Consider the following 21,770-nt stretch of genomic DNA (forward strand, 5'->3'; position numbering starts at 1 on the left):
TCGACAAATGGAGCTTGGTGCCGGATTGTGCTTTGAATAACGAACGAAGGCGGGGCTTGGAATTGGCTAAAAAGGACACAAAAGACAAGGCGGCACCGACCAGAGGACAAGCCTCGTTGGCGGTTTTTCGTCGCCGCTTGGACCGAATCGACGCCGAGCTGCTGAAGTTGCTGAGCGAGCGAACCAGCGTGGTGCTGCAGGTCAAAGAGGCCAAGCAGGCAACGGGTGGGCGAATCTGGGTGCCCGAGCGCGAAGCTGCCCAACTCCAGCGATTGAGCCGGCTCAATCGAAAAAGTGAGACCCCGGTTCCCGAGGGTGCTCTTTCCTCGATTTTTGGGGAGGTCCTTTCGGCCTCGCGGGCGCTCCAGCGTGATTTGCGCGTGGCCTATCTTGGCCCGCAAGGAACATACTCCGAACTGGCGGCTCACGAACATTTCGGTTCGCAGGCCGAATTTGTGCCGGTTTCGAATATTGCCGCGATCTTTGATGCGGTGGAAAAAAAACAGGTCGAACTGGGCGTTGTTCCTTTCGAGAACTCAACGGAAGGGATCGTGGGGCAGGCGATCGATGCCTTCGTCGAGAGCCCTTTGCGTATCTTGGGCGAACGACAGCTGGATATTCGTCATGCGTTGCTGGGGCATACGAAAAATCTCGGACAGGTGCGGCGTGTGCTGGCGCATCCACAGGCGATTGCGCAATGCCGTAATTGGCTCGAGGTCCATTTGCCGCATGCGGAGTTGCGTGAGGTTTCCAGCAATGCGGCGGCGGCGCAGCAGGCGGCCCGGACCAAGAGCAGTGCGGCCATCGCCTCGGCGTCCGCAGCCAGTCGCTACCGCCTGGAAGTGCTTCAGGAAGGGATTCAGGACCTTTCCCGAAACGTCACCCGATTTGTCGTCGTGGGCGACGCGGATCAAGTCGCCCCGGTACCGGGGGAGAAAATATCCATCCTGTTTTCGGTGAAGAATGAGGTTGGGGTTCTGGCCCGAATCCTGGCGCCCCTCGCGCGCGCCGGTATCGATGTCTTGAAGGTCGAGTCTCGACCCAAGCGCGGCCATTTGTGGGATTATGTCTTCTTCATGGATCTTTGCGGCGACCTGGAGGACCGGAATGTCGGTCGTGCGGTGGCCGCGATCCGCAAGCATTGCGTTTGGCTGAAGGTTTTGGGGAGTTATGCAGCCGCGCAACCGAAGTGAGAAGGGCGGCGCCGAGGTCTCCCCGGCTTCGCTGGTCGCCGGACACCTCCGCGACCTCTCGCCCTACGTGCCTGGCCGGGCGATCGCCGAGATCGAACGGGAGTTCGGGCTCGACACCGTGGTGAAGCTTGCTTCCAACGAGAACCCGGTCGGCATGAGCCCATTGGCCCGCGAAGCCTATGTCGCGGCCGCCACAGAGATGCACCGATATCCCGAGGGGGGCTCTCCCGAGCTGCAGCAGGCACTTGCTGAGCACCATCAGGTAGATCCCTCGCGGGTGCTTCTGGGGAACGGGTCCAACGAAGTCTTGACACTTCTGGCACGATTGTTTTTGTCGCCGGGGGATGAGGTCGTTGTTTCCGAGGGGGCTTTTGCCATCTATGCACTCTCCGCCAAGGCGCAGGGGGCTGACGTCGTTACGGTGGCCGCGCCTGCCTACACCCACGATCCGATCGGCATGATTGATGCGGTGACCGAGCGCACGAAAATCCTCTACCTATGCAATCCGAATAACCCGACCGGTACGATGTTCGGGCGGGATGTATGGGAGAAATTTCTGGCGAGCGTGCCGCAGGACATTCTTGTGGTTTGCGATAATGCGTACGCGGAATACGTCGACCATCCGGATTTTCCGGATGCCATGCTCGATCGAGATCGCCACCCCGGTCTGGTCGTCCTGCGTACCTTCTCCAAGATCTATGGGATGGGCGGTCTGCGGATCGGCTATGGGGTCGGACCTGATTGGCTCGGTGATTTCTACCATCGCCTGCGCGATCCCTTTAACGTGAATCTGGCAGCGGAAAAGGCTGCTGTCGCGGCTCTGCGCGACGAGGCGCATGTCATATCGAGTCGTCGGGTGAATGCCGAAGGTCGGAAGTTCCTGCGTCGGGCCGTCAAGATTCTGGGGCTCGCGGCCTTGCCGAGTGAGACAAACTTTCTCACGATCGAAGTCGGCTACGGGGGTGACGTCGCAGATTCTCTCCAGCGGGCCGGTATCATTGTGCGGCCTCTCGGGGGCTATGGCATGCCGGCCCATATCCGCGTATCGATCGGACTGCCCGAGGAAAATACCGCATTCGCGCAAACTTTGGCGGCTCTGCTGGGTTTCAGCGGGCCTGGCGCACCCTTGCTGCGTCAGGAAGAGACCTCATGATTCGAAAGTTGGGGATCGTCGGCGTCGGTTTGATCGGCGGATCTGCGGCCATGGCCGCCCGGCGAGCGGGTTTTGCGGCGGAGGTTGTCGGTCTCGGACGGACGCAGGAGAATCTTGATACCGCACTTTCCCGCGGCATTGTGGATGCAGCGAGCCGAGATCCGGAGATTTTGGCCGACTGCGATCTGGTTCTGCTGGCGACCCCTGTCCGGACTCTCGCATTGAATGCCGAACAGATTGTCGGCCAGTTGCGTCCGGACACGGTCGTCACCGATGGTGGCAGTGTAAAGGTCGAGGTCGTGCGCGATTGCGAAGCGATTCTGGGCTCCCGGTTTGTCGGTAGCCATCCGATTGCCGGCACCGAAGATTCCGGTGCAGCAGCGGCGGATGAGTCGCTTTTTCTCGACGCGGTATGCGTCGTGACGCCCAGTTCGGAAACGGATCCCGCCGCAACGGTACTGGTCCGACAATTTTGGGAAGCTCTGGGAATGCGGGTGGTCTCCATGGACCCGCCGTCGCACGACCGAGCGTTGGGAGTCACCAGCCATCTGCCGCACCTTTTGGCTTTTGCGCTGGCTGGCGTTGCCGCGGGTGAGCGCACCGCAATCGGAGAATTGCTGGGTCCGTCGTTTCGAGACATGACCCGGATCGCCGCGAGTTCGCCCGAAATGTGGCGGGATATTCTTCTGGCGAATGCCAGCACGCTCAGTGACGTTGCCGGACGCTTTGCCGAAGAACTCGAAGCGCTTCGGCTGGCCGCGACGCGGGGGGACGGGGCGGCGCTGGAGAGTCGGATTCGCCGAGCCGGGGACTGGAAGCGTCAGACCACCGGAGGAACCGAAACCACTGCTGAAATCCAGCCCTCCTCGACGCCCCTGCAGGGCAATGTTCGCGTGCCGGGAGATAAATCAATCGGCCACCGGGCTCTTTTGTTCGGAGGAATTGCCCAGGGTGTGACCCGGGTCCGCGGGCTCTCGCCCGGTGCGGATAATGCGAGCACGGTCGAGGTCCTCCGGGGTCTCGGGATTCAGGTGGATCGCAATGGTGACGAGGCGCTGGTGCACGGCGGGGGATTCGAGGGCCTCCGCATGCCCGCGGCGACACTGGACTGCGGAAATTCGGGAACGACGATGCGGCTCTGTGCCGGGTTGTTGGCGGGCCGTCCTTTTTCTTCACGACTCGATGGCGACGCATCCCTCCGCTCGCGGCCGATGGCCCGTGTGCAGGGCCCGTTGGCCGCGTTGGGGGCGGTGATCGAAACCGAGGATGGGCATGCGCCGCTGGTGGTCCGCGGACGCTCACTCAAAGGGGCCGACGTTACGCTTTCCGTGGCGAGCGCCCAACTCAAGACATCCGTGCTTCTGGCGGGCTTGCAGGCAGAGGGGCGAACCGTGGTTCGCGAACCCTTGCGTAGCCGCGATCACACCGAGCGCCTGCTGCCGCATTTTGGTGTTTTGGTCGAAGTGGCCAACGACGGGGGAATCGCAGTTCAGGGGCCCGTGACTTTACGTGCGGCGGACGTCGACGTCCCTGGCGATCCGAGCGCGGCGGCCTTCTGGGCGGTCGCAGCGTCGATTGTGCCCGGCTCCGAAGTCCACATCCCGGACGTGGCCATGAACCCGACCCGCATCGGAGCTCTCGATGTTCTCGTCGCGATGGGCGCCGATTTGACCCGAACCGACAAGCCGTCCGTGGGAGCTGAGCCGGTAGCCGATCTAACCGTCCGTTACGCAGCGCTGCGGGGCGTCGAGGTGGCCGGCGAGACCATGGTCCGGGCGATCGATGAATTCCCGATTCTTGCGGTGGCGGCAGCGTTCGCGGATGGCGAAACGGTTTTCGCAGATGGTGCCGAGTTGCGTCACAAGGAAAGCGATCGTCTGGCGACGATGGCGGCAGGGCTCCAGCGAATGGGGGTGGCTGTGCGGGAGCAGCCAGATGGGCTTGTGGTTGAGGGCGGCGGCCGCCTTGCGGGTGCGACCGTCGAAACTTTTGGCGACCACCGAATCGCGATGGCCTTCGCGGTGGCCGCCCTCGGGGCGAGCGGTCCGGTCCGGATCGAGGATGCCGACTCGATTGCGGTATCGGATCCACGATTTCTGGCCGTGCTCGAGACTCTGCGCGCGGAGCTCCGGTAATGGCGCGTCTGGTCGTGACCATCGATGGCCCGGCCGGAGCCGGAAAAAGCACGGTCAGTCGAAGCCTGGCTGCACTTCTGGGCTATACCTATCTCGATACGGGAGCCATCTACCGCACATTGGGGCTCTCGGTCGGGGCGTTCGAGGCGCTCGCCGCAAGACTCGACGCTTGCGCCGATCCGGAGGCTCTACCGCCTGAGGACCGCGAACGGCTCGCCGGCATTGCAAGGTCTCTCGAAATTACCTTCGAGGATGCCGGAACCCGAGTTTTTCTGCATGGGGATGAGGTCACATCGGCGATTCGTACGCCGGCTGCGGGCGAGCGTGCGTCGCGCGTTTCGGCTGTCCCGGAGGTGCGAGCGGCTCTTCTCGAATTGCAGCGTGCGCTGGGTGCCAGCGGTGGCGTTGTTGTCGAAGGGCGCGATACAGGCAGCATTATTTTCCCGCAGGCCGAAGCGAAATTCTTTCTGACCGCATCGGTGGCCTGCCGGGCAGGTCGGCGCACGGCGGAGCTTCGTTCGCGTGGCCTCGCGGCGGAAGAAGCTGATGTTGCAAGGGAAATTTCGGCTCGGGATGCCCGCGACGCCGGTCGATCGGTGGCGCCATTGGTTCGTCCGGAGGGTTCCATGGAGGTCGACTCGTCAAATATGGGGGTCGATGAAGTTGTCGCAGAAATGGCGGCCAGAGTTCGAGGCCTTGAGGCCTCTTGAAAAGCGCTATCTTCACGAGTAAGCCTAGCGTCAGCACATCTGCCTGCGTATGGCATTCGTGTATCCCCGTTTAGGAGGCAGTAACTGGAATGATGAGTGAAAACGACGATCCGTCGATGCTTGACGACGATTTCAGCAAGCTCTTCGAGGAGAGCCTGAAGTCCGTGAAGCCGGGCGAGGTTGTCACTGGAGAAGTGGTTCAGGTTTTGAACGGCTTCGTGACAGTTGATATCGGTTATAAATCTGAAGGTCAGGTTCCCATTGCGGAGTTCCGGGACCGGGAAGGTAACGCCGAGGTTGAAGTAGGCAGCCAGATCGAGGTCTTCTTTGAAGGCAGTGACGGCGAAACGGGGATTGTGAAGCTTTCCCGGATCAAGGCTGAGCAGGCCAAGGTCTGGGGCGAAGTGGAAATAGCCTACAACGAAGGTCGGCCCGTCGAGGGTCTGATCGTCGGTAAGGTCAAGGGTGGACTCAAGGTCGATATCGGCGTTGGAGCCTTCCTGCCCGGGTCGCATGCCGACCTGCGCCCGACCCGAAACCTGGATCGATTTATTGGTCAGCGTGGCCGGTTCGCGATCCTGAAGTTCAACCGTCAACGGGGTAATGTCGTTGTGTCTCGACGTAGCGTGCTCGAGACGGAAAGAGCTTCCCTCAAGGAAGAGACCCTGCGCGTGCTCGAAGAGGGGATTATCCTCGAGGGCACGGTCAAGAATATCACCGATTACGGCGCCTTCGTTGATCTCGGTGGCATCGATGGTCTGCTGCATATCACGGATATGTCGTGGGGCCGGATCTCGCACCCCTCCGAGGTGATCGAGGCGGGTGATCAGGTCAAAGTCGTTGTACTGAAATACGATCCCGAGCGAGAGCGTGTTTCTCTGGGGATGAAGCAGATTCAGCCGGATCCCTGGGTGGAGGCCGCAGGCCGCTATCCGATCGGTGGCCGCGCCACCGGCAAGGTCGTCAGCCTCACCGACTACGGTGCCTTCATCGAGTTGGAAAAGGGTGTCGAGGGATTGATCCACGTTTCGGAGATGTCCTGGACCAAGCGGGTCACGCACCCGTCCAAGCTTCTGGAACTCCAGGCCGAGGTCGAAGTTCAGGTCCTCGATGTGGACCCCGCGAACCGCAGGATTTCGCTCGGTCTCAAGCAGGTCGAGCCCAACCCCTGGGAGACGGTTCGTCTCAACCACCCGATTGGGAGCCAGATCAAGGGTGTGGTCAAGAGCATTACGGACTTCGGTGTTTTCGTCGGAGTCGAGGACGGCATCGACGGTCTGGTGCATATCTCGGATCTGCAGTGGACCAAGAAGATCCGCCACCCGTCGGAACTCTTCAACAAGGGCGACGAGATCGATGCGATCGTGCTGGGAGTGGACGTCGAGAACGAGCGCGTCTCTCTCGGTGTGAAGCAATTGTCGAACGACCCTTGGGAGGGTCTCGAGAGTCGTTTCCCGAATGGCTCCAAGATTACCGGTCCGGTCACGAGCGTGACGGATTTTGGTGTCTTCGTTCAAATCGAAGAAGGCATCGAGGGTCTGGTGCACGTTTCGCAGATCGCCAACGAGCGCATCGATCGACCAGCAGAGCATTTTCAGGTCGGCGAAGTCATCGAATGCGAGATCCTCAATATCGATCTGCGGGAACGCAAGATCGGGTTGTCGGTGCGGGCATTGCGCCGGACCGAAGAGCGGGCCGAGATGGCCGCTTATATGGATCGCGAGGGCGAGGGCGGACGCTTTACGCTCGGGGATTCTCTTGGTGAACAGCTGCAAAGCGTGACGCCAAGGAAAACCGAGGGCGAGCCCGAGTCGGACGGCTGAGCGAAGGGACCGTGGCAGGTACTCCCTCGAGAAGGGCCTTTGGCCTGCTCTTTGGTTTTGTCCTTCTCTTTTTCCTCTCGGCCTATCTTGTAGGCCGAGTGGGAAAAGGCGGAGACTCGTCGTGGTCTGCCGGCCCGTCGATTGGGGTTGTGCACCTTACCGGCGAGATTGCATCGTCTGATGATTTCGTCAGCTCGATCCAGAGTGCCCGGGACGATGCTTCCGTAAAGGCGGTCATCGTTCGCGTTGATTCACCTGGTGGGCAGGTGGCCCCGTCGCAGGAGATGTATCAGGCCCTGCGCGAACTCAGTGACCTGAAACCGACAATCGCCAGTCTCGGCTCGGTGGCTGCTTCGGGCGGGTATTACGTGGCTGCCGCCGCGAACACTGTGGTTGCCAACCCGGGTTCCTTGACGGGTTCGATCGGGGTCATCCTCTCTCTCACTAATGTGACTGGTCTGATGGAAAAAGTCGGCGTCCAGTCCGAAGTGATCACGGCCGGCCGACTCAAGGATATGGGCTCTCCTTTTCGCCGATCGACCGATGCCGAACGCGAAATCTTTCAGGCGATGGCTGACGAGATCCATCAGCAGTTTATTGACGATGTAAAGACCGTCCGGCCTCTGACCCCTGATCAGATCGAGATCGTCAGCACAGGCAGGATCTTCACCGGTGCCGAAGCTCAACGAGTGGGCCTGGTGGACGTGCTCGGTGGATACGAGGATGCGATCGCTCTTGCCGCGCAGGAAAGCGGGATTGAGGGCGTTCCCAATATCGTCCATTTCCGTGAGGCAAAAGGGCCCTGGTGGTTGCAGGCCATTATGGAGGGATCCGCGCAGAACGCTCTGCTCCCCAAGGGCTTGATGGGCTTTCTCACCGCTCTGGATGGAGCACCAGCTACCAACACGACAACTTTGCTGTGGCGGATGCCGATTCTTTCCGATGGGTTCCTGTCGGCCTCGGAGCTTGAGCGATGACCAAGCGCGAACTGATCGAGCAAGTCATTGCCGCACAGGCAGATCTCCCTCGGGTGGAAGTCGAAGGTTTGGTAAATGCCGTTTTCGAGACGCTCTCCGGCTCCATGGTGCGCGGCGAAAGAATCGAGATTCGCGGCTTCGGTAGTTTTATCGTGAAGAATCGCGATGCTCGAACTGGTCTGAACCCGAAGACGGGCGCTTCAGTCGAAGTTCCGGCCAAGCGGGTACCTTTCTTCAAGGCAGGCAAGGAACTCCGGGAACGAGTGGATGCCGAAACCGAGGCTCCCAGCATAGAGCCCTCCAGTCCGCTGGATTCTTCCGGGGAAGAGGCGATCTAGAGTGCCGGAGTCTCCGCTCTGGGCGCCTTGGCGCATGGAGTACGTTGGCGACGATGGTCCAAAGCCGGCTTGTATCTTTTGCGAGTTGCCGCACTCTTCGGATTTGCGCTCCGCGCTGGTGCTCTCTGTCGAAGAAGACTTCGTGGTGATGCTTAACCGGTTTCCCTACAATAATGGGCATCTGATGGTGGCTCCCCGCCAACATACGGCCGACCTCACGGCGATCTCCGTGGACAGCTATCAGGCTCTGATGTCAGGTCTGCGTCGAGCCTGCGACGTGGTTCGCGCGGTGCTTTCGCCCGATGGGATGAACGTGGGTATCAATCTCGGAGCGGTCGCTGGAGCAGGAATTGCGGATCACCTCCATTGGCATATCGTCCCGCGTTGGAACGGCGACACCAACTTCATGCCGGTGCTGGGGGAGACGCGTGTGATGCCGCAGCATCTCGAAGCCAGCTACGATATGTTTCGCCCCCACTTCTGATCGTCTTGCTCTGACCCCGCCGCTCGCGGCATGATGGTGCATGGATGATTCCAACCCGTCGAATTCCGCCCGACCTGTGTCCCTCGGAGCCCTCCGGAGCTCGGACTACCAATCTCGCCCGATCCGTCAGGAACTCCGTGAGAATCTGATTCGTCGGATGGAATCGGGAGTTGGTCTGGCGGGTGGCTTGTTGGGGTACGAGGAGAGTGTTTTTCCCGAGATTGAAAACGCAATTCTCTCCGGTCACCATATGGTGCTTCTAGGGGAGCGTGGGCAGGGGAAATCACGACTGATACGTGCCTTGGTCTCTCTTTTGGATGCCGAAGCACCGATCGTGGCGGGTTGCGATCTTCATTGCGACCCGCTCGCCCCGATTTGCAGAGCGTGTCGAGAAAAAATCGCGGCTCTGGGCGACGCAACAGAAGTCGCCTGGGTTTCGCGGGAGGATCGTTATAACGAGAAATTGGCGACCCCGGACGTGACGATGGCCGATTTGATCGGTGAAGTTGATCCGATCAAGATAGCCGAGGGACGACATCTCGATGATGAGGAGGCGATCCATTTCGGGCTGGTCCCCAGAGCTCATCGCGGCATCTTTGCGATCAATGAACTGCCGGACCTGATGGAGAAAATTCAGGTGGGTTTGTTTAACCTGATGGAGGAGCGCGATGTGCAGATTCGTGGATTTTCGGTGCGACTCCCGGTCGATGTGCTCGTGCTCGCGACTGCGAACCCGGAGGACTACACCAGCAGGGGTCGTATCATCACCCCGCTCAAGGACCGTTTTGACGCACAGATTCGGACCCACTACCCGAGAGATCTTGCGACAGAGATCGCCATCCTCAATCAGGAGGTTGATCTGGAGTCTCGCGGCGACCGCACCGTGCTTGTGCCGGATTTCATGAAGTCGATTATCGCTCGGCTCACGTTCGCGGCGCGTGAAGCTCCCGAGATCAACCAGAGCTCCGGCGTGAGTGTCCGGGTGACCATCAACAACTTCGAGACATTGCTCGCAAACGCAGAGCGACGATCCGTCCGAAACAGCGAGTCGGTGATCGTCCCGCGTGTCTCCGACCTTCCTGCCGTGGCGGCTTCAATGCTCGGAAAGGTGGAGCTGGAGTACGGGGCCGAGGGTTTGGGCGATGATGTGCGCCTGCTGGAGAGGCTTTTGGGTTGTGCTGTGCGCGACGAGTTCGAGAAACTCCCGCCGATGGAGGGGTTGGCGGCAGTCCAGGAATGGTTTGCTGCGGGTGGCGGGGTTGAGGTTTCGGATGCAATGCCTTCGGATGAATATGGTGAGGCTCTCGAGGGAATCGAGGGGCTGGGCGATGCGGTTCGTCACCTTGCCGTTACCGAAGAGCCGGCGATACTGGCGTCCTGGGTCGAGTTTCTCCTCGAAGGTCTTCATCTGAACGAGAAACTCAACAAGGAATCTTTCGGGACGCGCGCTGACAAGGTCCGCTACGGTGAAACGGTTACGGCCTGATCATGCGGGTTGCACGATATATTGCCTGGGACGGGCGACAGGAATTACGGCTCGATCCGGACGAGATTTTTCAGGCGTTTGCCGATGCCTTGTCCCGGACCGACGATGCGACGGCCGCTCTGGAGATGCTGCTCCGTGACGGTTTTGACGGGGCCGAGGCGCGGCTCATCGGCCTCGATGAACTTCGCGAAGAGTTGGCTGAGGAACGGCGCCGACTCGAAGAATCCGTGAATCTGGACCGTGCGCTGGACGAGCTTCGCGAGCGCTTCGACGAGGCAGTGCGCAGCGAGAGACAAGCTCGTGAAACCTCGGCGGGAGATGAGGCGCGTCGCCGAGAGGAACAAGCCTTTCTCGATGACCTGGGCGGTAAGCTTTCGACCGCGTTGGAGCGGATCCTTGCGAGGCATGAGTTTGCCGAAGCGGAAGCCCAACGGGAGTTGGAAAGAATGGCGTCGGATCTGGACTCGATTCGGCGGGTAGAGGAGGCCCAGCGGCGCCTCTCGCGACGATTGCGCGGGCCCGAGTCCCTGGATTTCGAACAGACGCTGGAGTTTCTCGACCGTCTCGAGGCCCTTGAGCGGCTGGAGGAGGCGTTGGCCAACGGCGATCTATCGTCTGTCGATCCGGCCGACCTGGGAAGCCTGCTCGGAGCCGAGGCGCAGGCGGGGCTCGAGGCTCTGCAGGGTATGGTTCTGATGCTTCAGGAGTCTGGGCACCTGCGGGAGAGAGAAGGGCGTGTTGAGTTGACCCCGCAGGCGGTGCGAAAGCTTGGTCAGTTGGCATTGCGCGATATTTACGAGGACTTGATGCGCGATCGATCGGGTGGACACGAGTCGCGACAGACAGGAGCCGGCGCGCCGTCTCTCGAGCGTGTGAGGCCGTGGGACTTTGGCGACCCCTTGCGATTGGCACTCGTGCCGACATTGATGGGGGCGGTGCGACGAGGGGGCGGAAGTCCGCTCAACCTCGAACCCTCGGATTTTGTGATTCGGGAAACAGAGCAGGAGACATCGGTCGCGACGGTCCTGCTTCTGGACATGAGCTGGTCGATGAGCTGGGAGGGCCGCTTTGTGGCAGCGAAGAAGGTCGCGCTGGCGCTCGAAACATTGGTGCGGACTCGGTTTCCCAATGATTATTTTGGAATGGTCGGGTTCTATACAAAGGCCGTCGAGCTGACGCCGTTGACGCTGCCTGAGGCGACCTGGAGCATGGGCGACCCCTTTACCAATCTGCAGGATGGTCTGAGGATGGCGGGGCGCCTCTTGCAGCGTCACGCCGGCCGGAACCAGCAAATTATTGTCATCACCGATGGGCAGCCCACGGCATATTATGTGGGCGGGCAACTCCACTGCGAGTGGCCGATGTCCATGGGCGGCGTATCGCGACGGGCCGCCGAGGCCACCTTGGGAGAGGTCGCGCGCCTCACGCGACGCGGCGTCACCATCAATACCTTCATGCTGGACGATTCTGCCGGGTTGCGGGCCTTCGTGGACGAGATGACAAGAATTAATCGGGGCCGCGCGCTCTATACCCGGCCCGACCAGCTGGGATCCTACCTGATGGTCGATTATCTGGGCCGAAAGACCAAAAGGCTTTAATCGAGGAGCCGATCGTCGGGCTTCGTCTCGCGCAGTTCAAGGTCGGCCAAGCCGTTGCCGAATGCTTTACCGAGGTCGATATAGCCGGCTGCGTTGAAGTGCCAGAAGTCCGAGAACCCGTATCCGTCGCTGCTGGTGATCAGGACGGTGTTTTCGTCTTCGCGGGCAAAGTGAGTTTGAGCCGCCCTGATTCGATCGAGATGCTTCCAGAAATGTTCGGGGAGTTGAGACGGAGAGACACGCCCGATTGCAACGTCCAAGTCGTCCTTGCCGAGAGTCCGCCGGACCTCTCCAAGTAAGTGGCTCAGGTTGGCATGATAGCGGTCGGCGATTTCCGGCGTATGGTTGGCGTCGCTTTCCCCTTGCATCCAGGCGATTCCTGTCGGGATCAATTTGTCCGGTTCCCCATCGCCGTCAATATCCTTGTCTGCGCTTGCTGGGTGGAGGGCTTTGAGAAAATGATCAAACTGGTTCGTTGGTTCGAAGGACGGGTCCCAGCAGCCGAACTTCTTGGCGGCGGCGGGGTCGATGGAGGTCCCGCCGTTGGCATATTTCAGGATGGCGATCCGTCTGTCGGGGAAGCGTCCAGCGATCGTTTGGGCAAAAGTTAATTCCATCCCGAAGCGATCAGAGTATTTGTTGCTGGTGCCGTCGGATCGAAATCGATGACCGTGTCCGGGTCTCAGTGTTGCCCAAATGCCGTTTCCTCCGGCGGGGGAACCGTCTGCGGCAGCATTGCCGTGAAAGATCAGAACTTCATTTTGTGGCTGGGCAAGCGTGGGAGGGAGTTTATCGATCAGCCCGAACCCTTCCATGTTGGATTGTCCCGACAGGAGATAGAGGTGGAAGTCGGTGGCATCGGCGGATGTTGATGTCACGGAAATTGCCAACAAACCCGCGAGCAAGCGCAAACTCATTGTCATATACTGTATCCGTATACGATTCTCACTAATCGCCATAGCGGATTTCGCTCGGGGGCCGGGGTTTTTGCGGGATCAAGGTGGGTAGAATCCCTCTGGCAGGGCGCGGCGGTCGATGCACGGGCCGGTGAAAAGTCGAGTACCAAACCAAATTGCCCCCGGCGTTTGCGGATAGTATCTCTGCAAGGCAAACAGAAGCAGGTTGATTTGGTGGGAGCAGGCGCACAGACAAGCAAGGCCGAAAAAGACGGGGGCCGACGTAAAAAGAAGCTCACTCCGATGCTCGCCCAATACCTGAGCATCAAGGAGCAGGCCGGCGATGCGATCCTGTTTTTCCGCCTTGGTGATTTCTACGAATTATTCTTCGAAGACGCCGAACGGGCCGCTCCGATCCTCGAGGTAACACTGACCTCCCGCAACAAGGGCGATCCCAATCCGATCCCGATGTGTGGCGTCCCCTATCATGCTGTCGAAGGCTATATTTCCAAGCTGCTTGCGGCCGATTTGAATGTGGCGATTTGTGATCAAGTGAGCGACCCTGCGGCTGCGCCCGGGCTGGTGGAGAGAGATCTCGTTCGAATCATTACGCCCGCAACGGTTCTCGAGGAGGGCGAAGGACTCGTTCAGACGCGCCAGAACCACCTGACTGCAATGGTTCGTCACAGCGACGGAAATGCTGTCGGTATCGCGACTGTGGAGATCTCGACGGGGGAGTTGCGGGTCTGTCTGGCGCCCGGCCTGGAAGCTGCCCGCGAAGAACTCGGACGGATCGCTCCTCGCGAAGTTCTCTTCCCGCCGGACGATACGGATCTGGAAGGACTCGCCAGCAGCGTGACGCCAGCAGTCTCGCCGCGAGGGGCGCCGGATGCGCGATGGGCGCCACGCGTTGACGACGAGATCGACAGGCATCTGGAAGGGCGCAGGGACGAGTTCTCTCCGGCCGAGCGGGAAGCCTTGCGAAGAGCATTGGCCTATATCGCCGAGACCTTGCGTTGCGGCTTCGAGCATCTGCGCGCGCCGATTCGTTATGAGATGTCCGATCATCTTCTTCTCGACGAGCGCTCGCGCCGGAATCTGGCGGTGGTCGAGGGAGGTTCGGGTACCGCCCATGGCTCGCTGTGGTGGGTTCTTGATGAGACCTGCACCTCGATGGGTTCGCGGCATTTGCGCGATTGGCTCCTTTACCCGCTGCAGGACCTCGGCCGAATCAGCGAGCGTCTGGATGCCATCGAGAGCCTGATCGAGTCTCCGGGGCTGCGGCGCGAACTGGGCACCCAGCTGAAAGCCATCGGCGATTTCGAACGCCTGGTGGCGCGCTTTGGTGTTGGTCGCGCCGGTCCGCGCGAGGCCGCGCGTTTGGGGCGGGCTCTGGACGCGGCGGCGTCGGTTCCTGAGCTTCTGATCGAATCGGGCAAGACATCCCTGCTGGTCTCTCTCGCCGATTCGGCACAGAGCCCGGCAGGGCTCGGTGCGCACCTTGCAGCTATGCTCGCAGATGAATTGCCCGTGCACGCGACCGATGGCGGGGTTGTTCGTCCGGGGGCGGATGCCGAGGTCGATCGATTGCGCGGGTTGGGTCGTGACGCCGAGCAATTGCTGGCGGAGCTTGAATCCCGAGAGCGGTCGTCGACCGGGATCAGCTCGCTCAAGATCCGTCACCATCGCGTTCTGGGTTATTTTTTCGACGTCACCAAGCCGAACCTTTCGCTGGTTCCTGATCATTTTGTTCGCAGGCAATCGCTTGCCTCGAGCGAGAGATTCTCAACCCCGGAGCTACAGGATCTCGAGCAGCAACTGAGCACGGCGGACGCACGCTGTCGCGAACGCGAGGCCGAAATTTTTCAGGAAGTCCTCGAGCTGGTTCGTGGTCAGGAGGTGCACCTGACCGCACAGGCGGCGGCCCTGGCGGTTGTGGATGTTCTCCTCGGCTTGGCCGATGTCGCACATCAACGCAACTATGTCCGACCCGAACTGCATCGCGGGACTTCGCTCGACGTTCGGGAGGGGCGGCATCCTGTCGTGGAGCGCACCTCGGCGGCCGGGTCGTTTGTCTCGAATGACACGCAGTTGGACGAGACCGATCGACAGCTGATGATCATTACGGGCCCCAATATGGCCGGTAAGAGTACATACCTCCGCCAAGTCGCCCTGATTACCCTGATGGCGCATGCCGGCAGTTTTGTCCCTGCCGCCTCGGCACGGATCTCTCTGACCGATCGAATTTGGACCCGCGTCGGCGCGGGCGATGATCTGGTCGCAGGGGACTCGACCTTCATGGTGGAAATGAAGGAAACCGCCGCAATTCTGTCCAATCTCACTTCGCGAACGCTGGTGATTCTCGATGAGATTGGCCGGGGGACGAGTACCTACGACGGGATCGCTATCGCATGGGCTGTGGCTGAATTCCTGCATGATTTCGAGCCGGCACCGGGGGCGCATGCAAAGACGCTCTTCGCGACGCATTTTCATGAACTGGTGGCCCTCGCACAGAGCCATCCCCGGGTCGTGAATGCATCGGTCACGGTGCGTGAATGGAAAGACGATGTGCTTTTTCTCCGCAAGGTTGTGGATGGTCCCGCGAGTCGGAGCTACGGGATCGCGGTGGCTCGTCTGGCCGGGGTGCCTGACCCCGTGGTGGCGAGAGCCCGCGACTTGTTGCGGAAATTGGAATCGGGAGAAGGACCAGGTGGAGCCGAAGGCCTCGCTTCGGCCACGAGTGCGCCCACCGCGCAGATCGAGCTGTTCAGCGGTCCCGAAGAAACCCTTCGTCAGTCGGTTGCTTCGATCGAAGTGGATGCCATGACACCGCTGGAGGCCTTGAACCGACTGCACGCTCTCGTGACGGAGGCTCGTCGTGAAGATTTCTAGCCGGTCTTTCTTGTTTTGGGTGGGAATAACCCTGACGACCTTGCTCGGTGGGGATGTTCGTGCGGCTAAAATCCGCCATCAGGCAATTGTCGAACGTGTGGGCTGGGAGGTCAGTGGCGGATCCGCCCAGATCGTGGTCAGCGTGAAGGGGGCGGTCGATTTCAGTTCCCATACCGCGCCGCCGGACAAGGCTCGGGGTCTGCCTCCTCGTGCCTATGTCGACTTGAAGCCGGCACGTCTGGGTTCGGCGATCGCGCGGCAGCCAATCAAGGTCGAGGACGGACTCGTCGAGAGAATTCGGATCGGTCAATTCGACAAGACCACTGTGCGTATCGTCGTCGACCTGCGCCAACCTGCGCTCTTTGATGTGCGGACAGCCGCAAACCCCCCACGTTTGATTCTTTCGCTGCGCCAACCCCCGCCAAAGGCCTCGGGGGCCAGGGTATCGAAAGCCGAGCAAAAGTCGCCGTCGAAACCGGAAGCCTCGAAGTCGGCTGAGGTGGTAGCGACACGTCCATTTCGTGTCGTTCTCGATCCGGGTCATGGCGGTCGGGACCCTGGTGCCGTCGGTGTTTCGGGAGAGTCCGAGAAGAAAGTGACTCTGCGGATCGCGGAGTTGTTGGCGCAACGACTGGGCGCCGATCCGCAGATCAATGTGACCCTGACGCGAGACAGTGATCGCTCGGTTTCGCTCGAGGATCGCGCGGGGATAGCAAATGCGCGGAGTGCAGATCTCTTTATTTCTCTCCACGCGAACGCGACGGCCGATGGACTGGCGCGCGGGATCGAGACCTACACTCTGAACAATACGGATGATCAGGCCACCAACCGCCTTGCCGCTCTGGAGAATGGTCTGGCGTTGACAGGAGCCAAGGGGAAGAAAGGCGATCTGGCGTTCATTCTCAGCGATATGCTGCAGACCGGAAAGGCCAAGGAGTCCTGGAGTCTCGCGGAGGCGGTACAGGAGGAGACCACCAGCTATTTATCCTCCCGCTGGAAGTCTGTAGAGAATCTGGGCGTAAAAAAGGGACCTTTTTACGTGCTGGTCGGCGCCTATATGCCGTGTATTCTCGTAGAAGTGGGATTTTTGACACATCCGGTCGAAGGGCAACGCCTTTCGACCCGGCGCTACCAGAATGATCTCGCCGAAGGACTTGCGCGCGGCATCAAACGATTCCTCCGTTCCTCGGCCGGCGTATCGTCTCTGGAGAACCTCTGATGGCGACTTCCGGAACGGCTCCGAGCGAGGCACCTGAGGGGGTCTCGCTGCCACCACCGGAATCGGCGGGGGAGTTGGGGGGGATCGCGCTGGCCTACATTCAGGAACTGCGCGAGAAGGCGGAGGAGTGGCATCGAGCGGGTGCCGGGGGCAGCGCGGTCGTCGAGTATTACACGAAAAACTTCGACTTGCTGATCTGTTTCCTTTTTGACGCTGCCGCCTGCACCTGGCGCAAGCGCTATGTGCAGGGTGGGGAGGAGTTGGCCGTTCTGGCGCAGGGTGGGTATGGACGGGCGGAACTGAATCCTTACTCGGATATCGACCTTCTGATTCTCCTGCCGCACAAGATCACTCCATTTGCGGAAGCGACGACTGAGAGCATCCTCTACGCGCTTTGGGACGCGCGGGTGCAGGTCGGTCATGCGGTGCGAAACTCGAAAGATTGCGTGCGGTTGGCGGCGACCGACCTGAAGATCAAAACCTCGTTATTGGATGCTCGATATCTATGCGGCTCGGAGAGTCTCACGGAGCAATTCGAGCAAGCGTTGCAGCGTGATATTGTAGGCAAGGCCCCCTCGCGATTTTTTCGGGACAAGCTGGATGAAAGTACCCAGCGCCACGAGGAGTTTGGAGATTCCATTTATCTATTGGAGCCTCAGATCAAGGAGGGGCGTGGGGGGCTGCGAGACTACCATACCGCGCTTTGGCTATCGAAGGTGCACTTCGGTATTCGGGCAATTGAAGATCTGGTCAGCAAGGACGTCCTGACCGCCGGGGAACTCCTCGAGATTCTGGCGGCGCGGGATTATTTGTTCAGGACGCGAAACTCTCTGCATTTCCTGACTGCCTCTCATGCAGATCAATTGACCTTCGAGCTTCAGGATCGAGTGGCCGCCGACCTGGGGTATGGCGAGGTGACGCCAAGTTTTTTCGAGCCTGTCGAAAACTTCCTCGGAGATTACTACCGTAATGCCTCGGTCATCACGCGATTTGCTGAGCGCATCGTCGAGAACGTCATGAACCCGGCACCTCCCTATCGTTTGATCGGGAAGGTCATGGCCCGAACGATCCGGCCAGGTGTGCAGATCGTGAACAATGCGTTGGAAGTGTCATCTGTTTCTATTTTCCGGGAGGATCCGCTGGAAATGTTGCGTGTCGTGCGCGATGCGCAGCGGCATGGCGTCAAATTGGCGGCGAGTCTGCAGTCGGCGCTTCGCGAGAACGCCCACCTCTTTGGGGAAGACGAGCGCGCCGATCCCCGCACCGCCGAAAACTTTCTGGCAATTCTTCGTTCCCCATGGCGTGTTTACGAGACCGTCCACCAACTGCACAGGCTCCGGTTGCTGGAGCGAGTTCTTCCGGAATGGGAGCATCTTGTCTGCCTCGTGCGCCGGAACCATTTCCATATTTATACCGTCGACGAACATTCGCTGATGGGCATTCGTGAGCTTGAGCGACTGCGTCGAGGTGATCTGGCGGAAGAATTACCATTGCTCACGGAGGTCATGCGCGAGGTGGAAGACCCCGGCCTGCTTTTCCTCGCGATGATGTTGCATGATGCCGGAAAGGGATTGCGCGGCGACCATTCTGAAATCGGTGAGAAGATGGCCGGTGAAATCGGCAAGCGTCTCGGGCTGGATGACGACTCATGTGCCGAGATCCAATTCCTTGTGCGCCATCATCTCGTACTGGCGCTCTTTGCCCAGCAACGAGATATGAACGATGAGAAAACGGTCCTTGAATTGGCGCGAATGGTCGGGTCTCCCGAGACATTGCGTCGACTCTTTCTGCTCACCTACGGGGATATGCGGGCGACCAATCCCAAGATGTGGAATCAGTGGAAAGACCTGCTGCTCAGTGAGGCGTATCTTCGATCCTCGGAGGTCTTCACGCGCGGTTTTGAGCCCGAGGACCGGAACCTGCGTGTGGAGCGCATCCGAACCCGCGCGTTGGCTGACGCGCACGGGGAAGGGGGCGCCGCCGCCGAAAAGGCTTTGGCGTCGTTTCTGGACCAAATGGATGACGCTTACGTGGTGGCCACGCCGGAGACTTCTTTTGCCGATCACGCCGACTTGGTGGTCGCGGCGGAGGCGCAGGGTTTTGCCTCGCAGGTTCGTCACGTTCCCGAGCGGGGTTTTACCGAGTTCTCCGTAGCTCTTCCGGATCGGGCTGGATTATTTGCTGTTCTGACCGGGGCTCTGGCGGCGTTTGGCATGAGCGTTCTGACGGCGCGAATTTCCACGACACGCGGCCGGCTTGCTTTGGATTCTTTTCGCATTTCGCACGCGGATGGGCCGGAACTGGCTATGGACGACGAACGCTGGTCCCGTTTGGTTGTCTTCCTGCGGGAAGTTCTGGCGGGGGAGGCCGATATTGGCGCCCGCCTTCGCAAGGTTCGCGAATCGGGCCTGCTGCGGCGCAAGCGACCCAGCCGGGCGATCACAACGATCGTCGCGGACGCCGATTCCTCTGAGGAAAATCTCCTGCTCGACGTATATGCGCCGGATCGGGTGGGTCTCTTGCATCGGGTAGCCGAAGCAATACACGACCTTGGCTTGAAAGTTCATCTGGCGAAGATTGCGACCAACGTGGGACAGGCGGTGGATATCTTCTTCGTGCGCGAGTTGGACGGATCCAAACCGACGCGCGAGGCAGAAATTCGCGAATCCTTGATGCAGTCTCTGGAAAGTTTCGAAGCGGAGTATCAGGATAGCGAAGCCTTGAAGAGTAGTTCGGGCGGCAGCGGGAGCTGATTCCGTCATGACTCTGGAGGACGCGACAGCACGGCATCTCGCTTTTCTTCGCGCGGAGAAGGGTGCATCCCCTCACACGATTTCTGCTTATGCCACGGACTTCTCGCGGTTCCTTGCCTTCGCGAGCGAGACGTATGCAATCGAGGACCTGGAGCGAGTCAGTCGCGAGTTGATGATCAGCTTTCAGCAGGCCGAGGCGACGCGCGGGGTAGGCGCCCGAACTCAGGCAAGGCGGCTCTCTTCGCTGCGTGGGCTCTTCCGCCATGCCTTGGAGGAGAAATGGCTGGACCAGAACCCTCTTGCGGATATCCGTCAGCCTCGCCAGCCGAGAAAGTTGCCGCGCATTCTTTCCACTGAAGATGTCGAGGCGATGTTGGAGGCCTGCGCGCGCACGCCGACTCCGTTTCGCGATTTGGCAATACTGGAAGTTCTTTACGGTGGCGGCTTGCGGGTCAGCGAGGCAATTTCCCTGACTCTGGATCGTTTGCATTTACCCCAGAAAGCCTTGCGGGTCGTGGGGAAGGGGGACCGAGAGCGCATGGTGCCCTTGGGGCAACCAGCCTGCCAGGCGATGGAGCGGTATCTGGAGGGGGAGCGATCGAAACTCTTGCGGAAGGGTCGGCGCGACGAGGTTTTTCTGTCTCCACGGGGATCCGGCCTGACGCGGCAGGCGGTATTCGCGTTGATCCGCCGACTGGCGGCCCGTGCCGGCCTCGATGAGGCCCCGTCGCCCCATGATTTGCGCCATGCCTTCGCGACGCATCTGGTCGAACATGGTGCGGACCTGCGCGCCGTGCAGACCTTGCTCGGACATGCCAACATCTCAACCACCGAGGTCTATACGCACGTGAGCCGGAGTCATCTCAGCCGCATGCATGAGGCGCACCATCCACGCGAACGAGAGAATTTTGGTGCGGGACGCGGAAAGAAAGAATGAAATCCATGACGAAGGATGGCTCAGGTCGAGGTGTCGACCAGCCCGAGATCCGGGACCAAGGCCCCTGCTGCACTGAGAGTTGAGAGGGAAGCGATGCGAGTACTTTCGGGAATTCAGCCGACCGGTCGATTTCATTGGGGAAACTATTTCGGAGCGATCCAGCAGTATATCAATCTGCAGACCGAGGATGAGGCCTACTATTTTATCGCGAACCTGCATGCCCTCACCACGATTCGCGACAGGGAGCGTCTCGAAACTCTGACTTACGAATCTGCGCTGGACTTGCTCGCTCTGGGTCTGGATCCGGACCAGGCTTCGTTGTTTGTGCAATCGGATGTGCCCGAAATTTCCGAGCTGACATGGATTCTGATGACGGGAACCCCAATGGGACTTCTCGAGCGGTGCCATGCGTACAAGGAGAAGCGAGAGAAGGGGATCAATGCCGATGCCGGTCTTTTCACCTATCCGGTGCTCATGGCGGCAGACATTCTGGGCTACGACTCGAATATCGTGCCCGTGGGACAGGATCAGGTGCAACATATTGAGGTGGCTCGCGATATCGCGAAGAGTTTCAACCACCATTTTGGCGAGTGCTTTGTCCTCCCCAAGGCGAAACTTCTGGACGCATCGGCGAAGGTGCCGGGTAGCGACGGCGAGAAAATGTCGAAGAGCTACGACAACACCATCGAGATCTTCGGTTCCGAGAAGGCGATCAAGAAGAAGATCATGCGCATCGTCACGGATTCGCGTCCGATGGAGGAGCCCAAGGAGCCTGACGAAGACCATCTCTATCAACTCTACAGTTTGTTTGCTTCCGAGGAGCAGCGCAACGAGTTGGCGGCCACGTATCGTGAGGGCGGGTTTGCTTACGGTCATGTGAAACTCAGAATCGCCGAGGCCTCGGCTGACTATTTTCGCGATGCCTGGAACCGTCGTGAAACACTGGAGAAGGATTCCGGGTACGTGCGAGATGTTCTGGATGCGGGCGCCCGGCAGGCCCGCGCCAAATCAGGAGCTGTGCTGGAGAGGGCCCGACAGGCCACTGGGTTGGTCCGCTAATCCGTCCCGGAACTGCTCTTTCGCTCAGCTCGACTTCCGTCCCGGCAGGCAAACTTGGAGGCCCCTGAGCGCTCAGATCTCGAAATCCGCGCTGCGGTGCTCGATTCCACGCGCCCG

At 60.1% G+C, this 21,770-nt stretch carries 16 protein-coding genes; 15 read left to right on the forward strand and 1 reads right to left on the reverse strand.

Annotation, left to right across the window (positions count from 1 at the left end):
- Positions 1-56: 56 nt before the first annotated feature.
- The 10 genes from pheA to P8K07_02030 all read left to right on the forward strand — a co-directional run bounded on the left by pheA (position 57) and on the right by P8K07_02030 (position 11,897).
- The gene (pheA, locus tag P8K07_01985) at positions 57-1,193 is read left to right on the forward strand and encodes a prephenate dehydratase (GenBank protein ID MDG1957291.1); all 1,137 of its coding nucleotides are present in this window, start codon (positions 57-59) and stop codon (positions 1,191-1,193) included.
- Complete coding sequence (gene hisC / locus P8K07_01990) at positions 1,171-2,346, forward strand: histidinol-phosphate transaminase (GenBank protein MDG1957292.1); 1,176 nt, start codon at positions 1,171-1,173, stop codon at positions 2,344-2,346. Before pheA ends, hisC begins: the two co-directional genes overlap by 23 nt.
- Entirely contained in the window at positions 2,343-4,481 is a 2,139-nt protein-coding gene (aroA, locus tag P8K07_01995) for a 3-phosphoshikimate 1-carboxyvinyltransferase (protein MDG1957293.1), read from the forward strand. Before hisC ends, aroA begins: the two co-directional genes overlap by 4 nt.
- A complete protein-coding gene (cmk, locus tag P8K07_02000; protein ID MDG1957294.1) occupies positions 4,481-5,191 on the forward strand; it encodes a (d)CMP kinase in 711 nt (236 codons plus the stop codon). The genes aroA and cmk overlap by 1 nt, the downstream gene beginning before the upstream one ends.
- Positions 5,192-5,280: 89 nt before the next feature.
- Complete coding sequence (locus P8K07_02005) at positions 5,281-7,014, forward strand: 30S ribosomal protein S1 (GenBank protein MDG1957295.1); 1,734 nt, start codon at positions 5,281-5,283, stop codon at positions 7,012-7,014.
- A gap of 98 nt (positions 7,015-7,112) precedes the next feature.
- Positions 7,113-7,991, forward strand: a complete 879-nt coding sequence (gene sppA, locus P8K07_02010; protein MDG1957296.1) for a signal peptide peptidase SppA — start codon at positions 7,113-7,115, stop codon at positions 7,989-7,991.
- Positions 7,988-8,329, forward strand: a complete 342-nt coding sequence (locus P8K07_02015) for an integration host factor subunit beta (protein ID MDG1957297.1) — start codon at positions 7,988-7,990, stop codon at positions 8,327-8,329. The genes sppA and P8K07_02015 overlap by 4 nt, the downstream gene beginning before the upstream one ends.
- A gap of 1 nt (position 8,330) precedes the next feature.
- Positions 8,331-8,813 carry an HIT domain-containing protein gene (locus P8K07_02020; GenBank protein ID MDG1957298.1) on the forward strand — a complete coding sequence of 161 codons (483 nt, stop codon included), beginning with the start codon at positions 8,331-8,333 and terminating at the stop codon, positions 8,811-8,813.
- Positions 8,814-8,853: 40 nt separating this feature from the next.
- Entirely contained in the window at positions 8,854-10,299 is a 1,446-nt protein-coding gene (locus P8K07_02025; protein ID MDG1957299.1) for a sigma 54-interacting transcriptional regulator, read from the forward strand.
- 2 nt (positions 10,300-10,301) lie between these two features.
- Positions 10,302-11,897, forward strand: coding sequence for a VWA domain-containing protein (locus P8K07_02030; GenBank protein ID MDG1957300.1), 1,596 nt, complete (start codon positions 10,302-10,304; stop codon positions 11,895-11,897).
- On the opposite strand, the gene P8K07_02035 is transcribed toward P8K07_02030, so the two are convergent.
- The gene (locus P8K07_02035) at positions 11,894-12,820 is read right to left on the reverse strand and encodes a sialate O-acetylesterase (protein ID MDG1957301.1); all 927 of its coding nucleotides are present in this window, start codon (positions 12,818-12,820) and stop codon (positions 11,894-11,896) included. The two genes, P8K07_02030 and P8K07_02035, sit on opposite strands and share 4 nt — an antisense overlap.
- Positions 12,821-13,027: 207 nt before the next feature.
- On the opposite strand from P8K07_02035, the gene mutS reads away from it, so the two are divergent.
- From mutS to trpS, 5 genes are all read left to right on the forward strand, one after another.
- On the forward strand, positions 13,028-15,685 hold the full coding sequence (gene mutS / locus P8K07_02040) for a DNA mismatch repair protein MutS (protein MDG1957302.1): 2,658 nt from the start codon (positions 13,028-13,030) through the stop codon (positions 15,683-15,685).
- Entirely contained in the window at positions 15,672-16,904 is a 1,233-nt protein-coding gene (locus P8K07_02045) for an N-acetylmuramoyl-L-alanine amidase (protein ID MDG1957303.1), read from the forward strand. Before mutS ends, P8K07_02045 begins: the two co-directional genes overlap by 14 nt.
- Positions 16,904-19,657 carry a [protein-PII] uridylyltransferase gene (glnD, locus tag P8K07_02050; protein MDG1957304.1) on the forward strand — a complete coding sequence of 918 codons (2,754 nt, stop codon included), beginning with the start codon at positions 16,904-16,906 and terminating at the stop codon, positions 19,655-19,657. The genes P8K07_02045 and glnD overlap by 1 nt, the downstream gene beginning before the upstream one ends.
- Before the next feature lie 7 nt (positions 19,658-19,664).
- Positions 19,665-20,594, forward strand: a complete 930-nt coding sequence (locus P8K07_02055) for a tyrosine recombinase (GenBank protein MDG1957305.1) — start codon at positions 19,665-19,667, stop codon at positions 20,592-20,594.
- Positions 20,595-20,687: 93 nt separating this feature from the next.
- Positions 20,688-21,653 carry a tryptophan--tRNA ligase gene (gene trpS, locus P8K07_02060; protein ID MDG1957306.1) on the forward strand — a complete coding sequence of 322 codons (966 nt, stop codon included), beginning with the start codon at positions 20,688-20,690 and terminating at the stop codon, positions 21,651-21,653.
- Positions 21,654-21,770 lie beyond the last annotated feature (117 nt).

The sequence above is a fragment of the Candidatus Binatia bacterium genome, assembly GCA_029248525.1.
Lineage (GTDB): Bacteria > Desulfobacterota > Binatia > UBA12015 > UBA12015 > UBA12015.